The sequence below is a fragment of the Streptomyces sp. NPDC056296 genome, assembly GCF_042268605.1.
GTDB lineage: Bacteria > Actinomycetota > Actinomycetes > Streptomycetales > Streptomycetaceae > Streptomyces.
In genome coordinates this window covers 67098-77894 of sequence record NZ_JBHJRX010000017.1, presented here as the reverse complement: position 1 = coordinate 77894, position 10797 = coordinate 67098, and the positions used below count along the sequence as shown (strand labels likewise).

Below are 10797 nucleotides of genomic sequence, written 5' to 3'. Positions count from 1 at the left end.
GGATGGGAAGAGGGGAGGGGAAGGGGGAGAGGTTAGGTTGGGGGGAGGGGGGGAGGGAGAGGTGCGGGGGGGTGGTGGGGGGCGGGGGGGGAAGGGCCCGGGGACCCAGGGCGGCGGGCGTGGGCCACTGCCGTGTTCTTCGCTCTACACGGTTCGCCGAGCAGCGAAGCCGACGAACTCCGCCCATGCCACCGGCGTGAGGCTCACCATCGGTCCCGCCGTGTCCTTCGAGTCGCGGACGTGCAGGATGCCACTACCTGAAGCCACCTCGACGCACTCGCCGCCGTTCCCGGCGCTGTAACTGCTCTTGAACCAAGCCAGGTCGCCGTTGTCCCGCCCGGCTGCTTCCCCGCTCATCTCTCTCCCAACAGCTTCTCGATCAACGCACGTGATTCTTCCGGAGTGAGTGCCTGCGCCCGAAGGGTTCCGTACGCAGCCTCAAGCTCCCGGACCTTCCCGCGCTCCGTGTGGACGTGGCTGTCACCTTGGACCTCCGTGTAGGCGATCCTCCGCTCATCCTTGGTCTCCATCAAGGTGAACGGGCCAGCCAGTCCAGCGTGCTGTACGCGAGCGTGTGGCATCACTTGGATTTCGACGTTCCGCCTCTCCCCGGCCAGCAGGAAGTGCTCCAACTGACCCCGCCAGACTGAGGCGCCCCCCAGCGTGCGGTGCAGTACGGCCTCCTCGATCACGAAGCTCAGGTCCGGTGCCGGACGCCGGGTGAAGATGTCCTGCCGAGCCAGTCGCGCGGCCACACGCTGTTCGATGACCTCGTCATCCAGCAGTGGACGCCACATCACACACACGGCGCGTGCGTACTCCTCCGTCTGCAACAGCCCAGGGGCGGCCTGGGTGGCGTACACGTGAAGTTCGACCGCCTGCGTCTCCAGCCGCGCCGCATCCCGAAAGAACGCCGGATACTGAGCCCTAGCCACCTCCTCCTTCCCCGCCTTCAGCAGCCCCCCGGCATCCAGCACCTCATCCGCGCAGTCGATGAACTTGGGCGGCGGGATCCGCCTCCCCTGCTCGAAGCTCGCGATCGTCGACGCCGAGTACCCCGCCCTGCTCCCCAGCTCCGCCCGGTCCAGCCCCGCCCGCTCCCTGCACAGCTTCAGTTGCCGTCCGAAGACGTGCAGGATGCCCGCGCTCGCCTCCTGCTCCTGGCAGTCCACCTGCTGCCGCTGTTCCTCCACGCCCGGCACCTCCCGTACGCACTCGCCCACCGTCGAACACCCCGCGCAGTCGTCGCGCTCGCACTCAACTCGCCCCGCAGAAGCCCCGTCACGGCTCACCGCGTGTACAGCCCCCGCTCCCGTTGCGTACAGCCACCGCCAGTCAGCGCGTCACGCCTGTTCAACGCTACGCAGAGTCCACGACCGTTACCGCATGAAGTCAGCAACTCCCCCACAAAGGCGTACGCCTCAACCACCCCGGCCACCCGCCCACGTCTTCGAGATGCGGTTCACGTCGACCCCGCGCGGCGCTCGCCTCGCCCGCCGGCTGGTCTCGCACCGCCTGGACGCGTGGGGCCACCCGTACGACTCACCGGCGAATGAGACGGTCACCCTGATCGCCGCCGAGCTCACCGCGAACGCCGTCCGCCACGGACACGTACCGGGCCGGGACTTCCACCTCCGTCTCACCGAGACCGACGCCGGAGGCCGTGGCACCCTGCGCGTCGAGGTGACCGACACCCGTGCGGAGAGACGACCGGTCCCCGGAACACCAGCCCCGGACGGCGAGTCGGGCCGTGGCCTCCTCCTGGTGAACGCCCTCGCGGACGACTGGGGCGTCACCCGCCGCACCGCCGGCCCGGGGAAGACCGTATGGGCGGAGTTCCTACCGACGTCCCAACCGGCCGCGTCTAACCCAGCCCCACGGCGGACGCCAGCCCCCGCCCCCACTCCCCGGCGGGACCGGGCCAGCTGAGCGGCGTGAAGAACGCGGCCACCAGGAACACCGCGGTCGCGGCGAGGCTGAGCAGGAGCGCGGGGACACCGGCGTTCAGCTCCGAGTCCCGGTCCAGCATGTCCGTGGTCGCCATCACCGCGAGCAGGAGGCCGAGGAAGACCGCCACCACGCCCACGAGCACGGTGACGAGGGTGAACGGCACCACCCCCCAGAGGCTCGCGTCCGACGCGTACGCGGCGCGGTTGGCCGAGACGACGAGCATCGGGACCCACGGCGGGAGCGCGCAGACCACCCACGCCACCCCGATCAGCGAGTACCGGGCTGGTCCGGGAACCGGTGTGCGGTTCCCGGACCCGGCAGCCGGAGCGTCGGCCGGGACGGCGGCCGGGGCACCACCGTCGCTGTTCGGCGCGGCCGCCCGGGCGGGCACAGGCTGCTCGTCCACGCCGGGCTGCCGCGTCCATTGGCCTTCGATGACCTGCGCGGTGTCCCGGCCGTCGCCCTGTCCGTTGATCTCGTCACCGAGCTGACGCAGTTCCTCGCGCACGGCGCCGAGTTCCGCCTCGGCCCGCTCCAGGAGTTCGGAGAACTGCTCCGTCTCCTGCCGGTCCCTGGCCATGCCGGCGGGATCGTGCCGAGAGGTGTCCTCGCCGTCCCGGTCGGCGACCCGCCGGTGCCGTGCCAGCTCCTGCTGAGCCTGGGCCAGCAGCGCTTCGGCCTTGCGGCGCTCCTCCTCGGCCTGCCGCATCGTCCGCTGGGCCTGCATGACGCGCAGCTCGGCGTCCCGCAGCTTCTGGGCGAACTCGGCGTGCGCCTCGGCGCGTCCCTCGGCCTTGGCTCTACGGGCCTTCTCCTCCAGTTCCTGACATCGTGCCGCCCACTCCCCGACGGCGCGGGTCAGTACCTGGACGACCACGTCGGCCCGTTCGCGTGCCTCGTGGGCGGCCTGGCCCCTGGCCTCGGCGGTGATGTGGAAGTGCGTCACGTACTGGTTGGCGCCGGACTGGTACACATGCGCGTTGTCCGAAGCGCGCCCGTACGCGCGGGGCTGTCTCGGCGCGCCGCCCTCCCAGTTCTCCAGGTCGCTCATCGCTCGGTGATGTGCTGGTCCCGGGCCGCCTGGTAGACGCGGGCGTTGTCCTGGGCCCGCGCCTCCAGGCGCACTCCGCCGTCGATCCGCTGACCGTCCGACGCCTGCCGCTGCCAGCCTGCCACCAGGTCCCGCAGCTCGTCGGCGGCTTCCGGGTGCTCGCCCAGCAGGGCGGCGAACCGGCCGACCCACTGGCCCTCCAGCCGTCCGGCGGGGTCGGAGCCGTCGGTGTCGGCGGCGTCGAGGGCAGCGGTCCGGGACGCTTCGAGTTCCCGCTCGACCTCCTCGGCTGCCTGCGGGCGGAAACGACGCCAGACGGTCACCACTCCGTCCCGCGTCTGCTGCCACCCCTCACCAACCAGCAGCGCCACCAGGGACGTACCCGCGGTGCCGGCCAGTGTGAGCAGATAGGGATCCATCGAAGCCCCCGAGATTTCAGACCCGCCGGGAGCGTGTGTCCTCCCGGCCGCAACGAGGCTCCACCGTAACCCAACCGCTCGCTACGGCCGCCCTGTTGGCGGCTCGTCAGGCGCCTACGCGCCGAATGGCTGCAGGTCGTTGAAGTGAATGGGCTGCCTGATCACGACCTCCTCCGTGAGCCGATCGTCCTGGACGACGTAGTAGCCCTTCTCCCGGTCGCGCCCCTGCGCCCATTCGGTCAGGCTGCGCAGGGCCGCCGACCCGTCCGAGTAGCCTCGCCAGGCCATCCGCCCGGCGCCGAAGCCGTAGAGGGCCGCGTGCGCCCCGTCCTCGATCCGGTCCTTGGCGTGGTAGGAGAAGCCCGAGGCGTGCCCGGTCTCGAAGTCGGTGATCCGGACGCCGTTGACGGCCCGCCGGTTGCGCACCCGCGTGAAGGCGCCGCCCAGTTCACGGGCGTAGTAGAGCGTCAGCGCGATGTCCTCGGCGGTGTGGCCGGCGCGGGTCGCCAGTCCGGGGTGGTAGGCCACCTCCAGGCGGTCGTGTTCGCGCGGCACGAAGAAGTGCTGGACGACCGGGTTCTTCTGGCGGAGGAACGGAAACGCCACCTGGTGCGGAGGGTAGAGGAACTGCACGTCCTCGATGGTCAGGGCCCCCTCACCGCCGGACGCCCACTCCACCCGTGCCAGGTATCTCTTGTGTGCCGTCAGGAAACCCGGAATCACATCGCTCATTTCCCTGCCCTCCCCTATTCCCTGGTGTGGTTGTAGTTGACCACCGCGACCCTGCTCCCCTTTGCCACGACGAGGACCTCGTACACATCCGCCCCGGATTCGAAGACGAACCTCCAGGCGGACTCGCCCGGCTCGTATTCCTGTTCGCGGATATCCAGCGGCTCGTCCTCCGGGAGATCGAATTCCTCGATCAGTTCCCGGCGGGCCAGATCCAGCAGGACGGAGCGCTTCATCCTGGGCTCCGCCTGCACGCCCTTCGCGTCCTTCGCGTCCTTCGCGCTCGTCGGCTCCTGGACGTCCGGCGTGCCCGGGGACCCCGCCCCTGCCGGGGGGAGTCGCCCGCCGCCCGGACGTGCCGGGCCATCAGCCCCAGCCCTCTGCTTTCCGCGCACCCAGGACCTCGCGCCCCGCCAGGACCGCCAGGCCATCCACCCCACCGCCGCAGCGCCGGCGGCGTCCCCCGCCGCGTGCAGCCCCTCATGCAGTCCGGAGGAATCGTCGCCCCCGGCACCTCCGTCCGAGGTGTCGACTCCGGCCACATGACCCACTCGAACATAATCGAGCACGACCGGATCAACTTCGCTCAACATTTGCCTGAGTCTTTCCGACGCCATGGCGTCACCCCCCTTCGGCCCGGCACAATCCGGTCCGCCTTCAGGTCGTTCCCCTCCCTATGATGGGTTAATCGCCTTATGCTGCGGGCACATTCCCTTTCTCGTGAGGCGCACAGCGCACTCTCGGCCCAACGGAAACCGCCCCGGGAGTCACATGACCGCACGGGAATACCGCGCCAAGCTGGAGCAGGCGAGAAAAGGGCAGGCGGACGCCGAGCGGCGGGCTGCCTCGCTCCGCCGGAAGGAGGCGACGGCCCGCGCCGCCGCCACCCAGCAGCGTTCCTCGGCGGCCCGGACGGACAGTGCCGGCATCCGCGACAGCAGACTCCGTACCGCCGCCCGGCGCGAGAAAGAGGCCAACAAGGCCGCGCGCGACGCCTCTTCGTGGGAGGCGCGGGGCGCGCGCCTCGGCAGACGGGCCGCGGCGCTGGACGTGCTGTACGCCGAGGCGGACGCGGAGGAGCGCGAGGCCGTGGAGACGGTGCTGCGGCGGGAACGGCGGGAGGCGATGCTGCGGATCGCCTCCGAACAGGCACGACTCGACGCACGACTGACCCTGACGGAGGGGTACATGAACGACGTTCTCAGGCATCTGCGCGCGCCCAAGCCGGAACCGCTGCGCATCCTGATGCTCGGCGCGGCGGCCGGCGGCGACCTGCGCATCCCCCGTGAACAGGCCCGCATCCGCGCGGCGGTGGAGCGGGCGCTGCACCGCGATCTGGTGGAGCTGGACGCCCACCCCGCCGCGACGGCCGACCACCTCCTCGACGGCCTCACCCGCTTCAAGCCGCACGTCGTGCACTTCTCGGGGCACAGCGCGGAGGACCTCGTCGTCTTCGAGAAGGACGTCGACCACTTCCACAGCGGCGCGGTCGTCACCGCCGGAGCCTTCGCCCGCGCCATCGCCGCCGTCGACGACCAGCCGCTGCTGGTGCTGCTCAACTCCTGCAACTCCGCGCCCCAGGCGGCCCGCCTCGTCGACACCGTCCCGCTCGCGATCGGCATGTCGGCGTCCATCGGGGACATCGACGCGATCACCTACGCGGCACGCTTCTACGCCGCCGTCGCGGACGGACAGTCGATCCGGTCGGCACACGCCCAGGGGCGAGTGGCCATCGAGATGGCAGGGCTCCTCGACCACGACCTGCCCACCCTGTTCCACGCCGACGACGTGGACCCGTCCGCGGCCATGCTCGTCGTACCCCCGACCGCCGCCCCGCCGCCTCCACCCGCTCCGACGGATGACGCCTCCGAGCCCATGGCCAGTCCCTGAGCGCACCCGCGTCCCGACCGGAAGAAGGGCTGCGGGCGGGCACCGTACGTCTGCTCCACACCGGACAAGGCCGACGATCACGAGGCGTGGGCACGGGACACGGGGCTGAGCCGTCTGTCCAGCCCGGCCATCCTCCTGAACCGCTGGGACGACTTCTTTCCGGCGCTGGAACGCCTGCCCCGCTTCGACCGGGACCTGAGCGCCCTCGACCCGAAGTGGTTCCGCCCGGTCCGCGACCTGCTAGCCGCCCTCCAGTCCACGGCAGCCGACCACTGGGATCTCGGCCGTTCCCCCGAACCCGATTGGCAGGACCCGCACATCACACCCGAGTCACTCAGACGGCAACACCTGTGCACCTTCCCCGGCCCGGGCCTCGACGGCCGGGCCGTCTGTTCTCGTGGCACGGCCGCATGACGCCCGGCAAGGGGCGCCTCTACTTCCGACTCGTGCCCGAGCGGATGACGCTCCGGCTCGCCTACGTCGGCGACAAACCCGGCAGCGACCGTCTGTCCTGACGGCCCGGACCGCCGAGGTGGACGACCGAGACCACCCCGGTCGTCCGCCGCGCCCACATCCGGCCCGTCCCGGCGGTCGGGAATCCACGCCCGCGTGCAGGACGACGGTCGGCTCCGCGGCACGGGCCTCATGACGAGTCGCGGCCCACATGAGGCGTCGTACCGCCCAGGAGTTGCTCCACCACGAACGTCATGTGCTGGACGTGCCCCGCCCTGATCCACGTCTCCGCGTTCCCCGACCCCGCCCGCCCGTCGCCGCCCGCACACGCGTGCAGCCACGCTTCGCCGTCGCTGTACTCCGCTCCCCGGAAGGCGGGCGACCGGGTGATCCGGCGGGCCATGCCGCGTACCTGGTCGACGCGGTCGGCGCCGCCCCTGGTCGGTACCCGCGCGAGCAGGTAGCCGTCCGGTCCGGTGTAACGCAGCAGACCCCAGGGCGGGGCGTGCGGGCGGATGTGCGGGAGGTTCGCGGAGAGGGCGTGCTCGACGGAGTAGTCGCCGTACAGCAGGCGGCGGGGGAAGGCCGGGCGGGCGGCGCGTACGCCCCGGTGCAACTGCCGGTCGTGGCGGGGGACGGTGAGAAAGGGGCCCGAGTCGGGGTGCTCGGGCAGGCGGGGGAAGGCTCCGGCGGTGAGGACGACGGTGCGCCACGGGGCGAGGGCACTGAGCAGATCGAGCGCGGTGACGGCGAGTTTGGTGCCGTCCGCCGCGTCCGCGACCGGGCCGACGTCCACGATGAGGTCGATCCGCGAGGGCGGCAGGCAGAGCCGGTCCACGAGGGCGAGCAGTGCGGTCGTGTCCGGCTCGTCGGCGGTGGTGTCGGCGAGCACGCGGATGCCGATGCCCCGGCCGGTGAGAAAGGCGAGGTCGGCGGCGTACCGCTGGAGGGCGGGAGAGCGTTCCGGCCCGGTCACCGGCCGCAGGCGCGTGCCGGTCAACAGACGCCACAGGCCGGGCGCCGCGCCGAGCAGCGCCTCCATGTGGCCGGCGTCCACCCAGCCGGGCATCCCCCGCGCAGCGTCCGCGAGTTGGTCCACGCGGGGCGGGAGCCAGCGCTCCAGGTCGACGCGGTCCTCCTCGGGTTCGGGGTTGCCCGGCACACCCCGGGCCCGTTCCGGACCGGTGCGCGGGACGAGTGTCCACAGGGGCGCGACCCGTGGGCGTACCGCGTCGCCGAGCCGGGCGTACGCCTGCCAGGCGCCCCGCCGTACGGGCAGGACCGGAACATAGACCGGATCGACGGACATGGCGCCTCCCCCTCGTGTCCCGCTCCGCTCGTCCGCGCTGCGTCGTCGTGTCGTCCCTGGTCGCAGGGTGAACGGGGAGGTTCGCGGACGAAAGAGCGCGTTTCCGGCCAGGCCGTCGACCAAGTGATCCGGGAAGGGGGCGGACCGTGTCAGATGTCCGCTATACGGTTGACCCGGACGATCACCGGGACGAAGGAGCAGCCGTGAGGCTCACCCTGGCCGCCGCACAGGTCCGCGGCAGTCTGACGCAGTACCTCACGACGACCTGCGCCCTGACCGATGGCGACACCCGGCTCGCCCTGGAGCGGTTCCTCGGGCATCCGGAGACGGGCATCTTCCAGGGGCCGTACCTGCGGATCAGAACGCCGTTCCACGGGCGATCCGGCTGGGCGGCGCTGTCGCCGGAGGCGGACCCGCAGCGGCTCGTCATGGCGCAGGACAAGGTGTGGCGGGCCGGCGTAGGCCGGGACAAGCGGCGCCTCCGGTACTTCATCGCCGCGACCGCCGCCGAGCACGACGAGGCGCTGAACGCGCTGACGGGCGCGGGCCCGTCGCCGGCCGGCGTCGCCTTCCAGCAGCGTCAGTCCAGCTCCATAGCCCCGCGCAGCAGCGTCTCGGCACATGTCACGGACCGCGCCAGGGCCTCCGGCCCGGGTGTCAGCTGCGCCAGCAGCCCGTCGACCCCGTCGGTCCCGCCCAGCCCGGCCCGTCGGACCAGCCCCTTCTCGTTGGTGACCCACTCCCCCCGCGCCGCGAGTACCGCGTGCGCCGTCTGGGTCGCGGCCAGGGCGATCGCGCCGGCGACCTGGGTGAGGGCGCCCTTGGGCGCGTGGCCGGCCTTGGCGTAGGCGAGGGTGGCGGTGGCCGCGCCGTACCAGCGGTCGGGAGCGGTGGCGCGCAGTGCCTCCGGGTAGGCGGGGCGGGGCAGTTCGCCGCGCAGCACCTCGTTGATCGCGAGCTCCGCGACCACGAGGTACGTCGGGATGCCCGCGAGGTGGAACATCAGCGGCTCGACGCCGAAGCGTCCCGCCTCCGCCTCCGCCACCTCGTGCTCGACCACGTCGAGGTCGCGGTAGTGCAGGTCGACCCGGCGTTCGTCGATCGTCAGCCAGGCGCCTCCGTTGAAGACACCGCCGCCCCATGCGCCGATCTCGGAGACCTCCCCGGGCCAGCCGAGGGCACGGAGATCGTCCGGGTCGAAGTCGCCCCGGTAGTAGACCGCCAGGTCCCAGTCGCTGTCGGGCCCGTGGGTGCCCTGGGCCCGGGAGCCGCCGAGGGTGACCGCCCGGACGTGGGGCAGGGCGGCGAGGCGGTCGGCGGCGGTGTCGAGGAAGGCCTGGTCCGTGAGGGAGGGCACTGCTGCGGGCTCCTGACGGGTGGGAGTGGGCACGGGCGGACGCCGGAAGCGTACGCGCGGGCGCCCGGCGGCACGAGGCGATTGTCAGTGGCGCGCGTTATCAATGAAGTCGTCACACAGCGTAGCGACGGGGGAGGTCGTGATGGCGTCGTGGGAGTGGGACGAAGGGGATCCCGGACCGGAACGGAAGGAGCGCGCGGTACGAACCCGGAAGCCCGGCGGGGCCGAGCCGGAGCCGGGGCGCACGCATGTGTCCACGGCCGGGCTGCGGGCCAGAGGCTGGACCGCGGGGATGGTGCGCCGCCTGCTCGGTGAGCCCGATCTGCTGCGCGCCCACCCGCACGTCCGCTCCGCGCCGCCGACGCGCCTGTACGCCGTCGAACGGGTCGAGGCCGTGGAGCGCGGCGCCGCGTTCCGGGCCGCGTCGGCGGCGGCCGCGCGCCGGTCCACCGCGGTGCGGGCGGCCGCTCGGCGCAGGGCGCGGGAGTTGCGGGCGCGGATCACCGCGCGGCCGGGTGGAGGGCGGTCGGGAAAGCAGCCGGACGGGGCCGGGCGAGGAAATTCGGATGCGGGAGCGGTCCGGAGAACGGACGATCGGGAGGCCGACCGTTCACCGCCCCAGGAGCTCACGTGATCCAGCGCACCACCGTGCCCGGCCTGTTCCCGCCGCCCACCTACTCCCATGCCTCGGTCGTCGAGGCCGGGACGAAGCTCGCCTTCCTGGCCGGGTCCGTTCCGCTCGACGCGGAGGGGAAGCTGGTCGGTGAGGGTGATCCGGTCCGGCAGGCCGAGCAGGTGATCGCCAACCTCACCGAGCAGTTGCGCGCCGTCGGAAGCGAGTTGAAGCACGTTCTCCATACCGATGTGTATGTGGTCAGCGACGAGACCGCCGCGCTGTCCGCCGTCTGGGACGTCGTCGAGGCGTCCGGACTCAGTGCCGGCCCGCACTCCTCGACGCTGCTCGGGGTGAGCTGTCTCGGGTATCCGGGGCAGCTGGTGGAGATCACGGCGACGGCGGTCGTGCCGGAGGAGATGCGTCCGTGAGCCGGGAGGGCAGCGAACCGGTCGTCCTGCGGCGAGCGGCGGCCACCGACGCTCGTGCGGCGGCCGACGTCTGGCTGGCTTCCTTCGCCGCCGCGCTGCCGACCGTGGTCCGGCCCCGCACCGACGAAGAGGTCCTGGACTACTTCCGCCATGTGCTGGTGCCCCTGCGCGAGACCTGGGTGGCGGAGGCGGCCGGCCGTGACATCGTCGGCGTGATGGTGCTGGAGGAGGGGGAGCTGTCGCAGTTGTATCTCGCCCCGGACTGGCGCGGGCGCGGGATCGGAGACCGGTTCGTCGCCCTGGCCAAGGAACGCGGGCCACGAGGACTCTCGCTGTGGACCTTCCAGGTGAACACGCCCGCGCACCGCTTCTACGAGCGGCACGGATTCATAGCCGTGGAGTGGACGGACGGCGCCCGGAACGAGGAACGGGAGCCTGACGTTCGGTACGTGTGGCTGCCGTAGGGCGGTGGGGGTGGTAGGGGCGGTGGGGGGGGGGTTGGCCCCCCCCCCCCCCCCTTCCCTCCTCCTCTCCCGCGTACTTTTTCTTCTCCCCCCCCCCCCCCCCCCCCCCCCCCCCCCCCCCTCCCTCTCCC

The 10797-nt window shown here is 72.1% G+C and carries 14 protein-coding genes; 5 read left to right on the top strand and 9 right to left on the bottom strand.

Annotation, left to right across the window (positions count from 1 at the left end; genetic code table 11):
* Nucleotides 1-144 precede the first annotated feature (144 nt).
* Both ACFCZF_RS15100 and ACFCZF_RS15095 read right to left on the bottom strand, forming a co-directional pair.
* Nucleotides 145-357, bottom strand: coding sequence for a DUF397 domain-containing protein (locus ACFCZF_RS15100; RefSeq protein WP_375926664.1), 213 nt, complete (start codon nt 355-357; stop codon nt 145-147).
* Nucleotides 354-1193 carry a Scr1 family TA system antitoxin-like transcriptional regulator gene (locus tag ACFCZF_RS15095; protein WP_376672014.1) on the bottom strand — a complete coding sequence of 280 codons (840 nt, stop codon included), beginning with the start codon at nt 1191-1193 and terminating at the stop codon, nt 354-356. Before ACFCZF_RS15095 ends, ACFCZF_RS15100 begins: the two co-directional genes overlap by 4 nt.
* A gap of 262 nt (nt 1194-1455) precedes the next feature.
* On the opposite strand from ACFCZF_RS15095, the gene ACFCZF_RS15090 reads away from it, so the two are divergent.
* Nucleotides 1456-1929 carry an ATP-binding protein gene (locus ACFCZF_RS15090; RefSeq protein ID WP_376672062.1) on the top strand — a complete coding sequence of 158 codons (474 nt, stop codon included), beginning with the start codon at nt 1456-1458 and terminating at the stop codon, nt 1927-1929.
* Here ACFCZF_RS15090 and ACFCZF_RS15085 read toward each other — a convergent pair.
* From ACFCZF_RS15085 to ACFCZF_RS15070, 4 genes are all read right to left on the bottom strand, one after another.
* Complete coding sequence (locus tag ACFCZF_RS15085) at nt 1865-3001, bottom strand: hypothetical protein (RefSeq protein WP_375906165.1); 1137 nt, start codon at nt 2999-3001, stop codon at nt 1865-1867. The two genes, ACFCZF_RS15090 and ACFCZF_RS15085, sit on opposite strands and share 65 nt — an antisense overlap.
* A complete protein-coding gene (locus ACFCZF_RS15080; RefSeq protein WP_376672013.1) occupies nt 2998-3420 on the bottom strand; it encodes a hypothetical protein in 423 nt (140 codons plus the stop codon). The genes ACFCZF_RS15085 and ACFCZF_RS15080 overlap by 4 nt, the downstream gene beginning before the upstream one ends.
* 114 nt (nt 3421-3534) lie before the next feature.
* On the bottom strand, nt 3535-4152 hold the full coding sequence (locus ACFCZF_RS15075; protein ID WP_376672012.1) for a hypothetical protein: 618 nt from the start codon (nt 4150-4152) through the stop codon (nt 3535-3537).
* 14 nt (nt 4153-4166) lie between these two features.
* Nucleotides 4167-4385, bottom strand: coding sequence for a hypothetical protein (locus tag ACFCZF_RS15070; protein ID WP_376672011.1), 219 nt, complete (start codon nt 4383-4385; stop codon nt 4167-4169).
* A 535-nt stretch (nt 4386-4920) separates the two neighbouring features.
* Here ACFCZF_RS15070 and ACFCZF_RS15065 point away from each other — a divergent pair.
* Nucleotides 4921-6039, top strand: coding sequence for a hypothetical protein (locus ACFCZF_RS15065; protein ID WP_376672010.1), 1119 nt, complete (start codon nt 4921-4923; stop codon nt 6037-6039).
* 643 nt (nt 6040-6682) lie between these two features.
* On the opposite strand, the gene ACFCZF_RS15060 is transcribed toward ACFCZF_RS15065, so the two are convergent.
* From ACFCZF_RS15060 to ACFCZF_RS15050, 3 genes are all read right to left on the bottom strand, one after another.
* On the bottom strand, nt 6683-7801 hold the full coding sequence (locus tag ACFCZF_RS15060) for a hypothetical protein (protein ID WP_376672009.1): 1119 nt from the start codon (nt 7799-7801) through the stop codon (nt 6683-6685).
* Between the two features lie 149 nt (nt 7802-7950).
* Nucleotides 7951-8121 (bottom strand): hypothetical protein, encoded by a 171-nt coding sequence (locus ACFCZF_RS15055; RefSeq protein WP_376672008.1) that lies wholly within the window; start codon nt 8119-8121, stop codon nt 7951-7953.
* A 260-nt stretch (nt 8122-8381) separates the two neighbouring features.
* Nucleotides 8382-9158, bottom strand: coding sequence for a nucleotidyltransferase domain-containing protein (locus ACFCZF_RS15050; RefSeq protein ID WP_376672007.1), 777 nt, complete (start codon nt 9156-9158; stop codon nt 8382-8384).
* 142 nt (nt 9159-9300) lie between these two features.
* On the opposite strand from ACFCZF_RS15050, the gene ACFCZF_RS15045 reads away from it, so the two are divergent.
* From ACFCZF_RS15045 to ACFCZF_RS15035, 3 genes are read left to right on the top strand one after another with little or no spacing between them, the layout of a single operon-like run.
* On the top strand, nt 9301-9792 hold the full coding sequence (locus tag ACFCZF_RS15045; protein ID WP_376672006.1) for a hypothetical protein: 492 nt from the start codon (nt 9301-9303) through the stop codon (nt 9790-9792).
* A complete protein-coding gene (locus ACFCZF_RS15040; protein ID WP_376672005.1) occupies nt 9789-10202 on the top strand; it encodes a RidA family protein in 414 nt (137 codons plus the stop codon). The genes ACFCZF_RS15045 and ACFCZF_RS15040 overlap by 4 nt, the downstream gene beginning before the upstream one ends.
* Entirely contained in the window at nt 10199-10666 is a 468-nt protein-coding gene (locus tag ACFCZF_RS15035; protein ID WP_376672004.1) for a GNAT family N-acetyltransferase, read from the top strand. The genes ACFCZF_RS15040 and ACFCZF_RS15035 overlap by 4 nt, the downstream gene beginning before the upstream one ends.
* Nucleotides 10667-10797 lie beyond the last annotated feature (131 nt).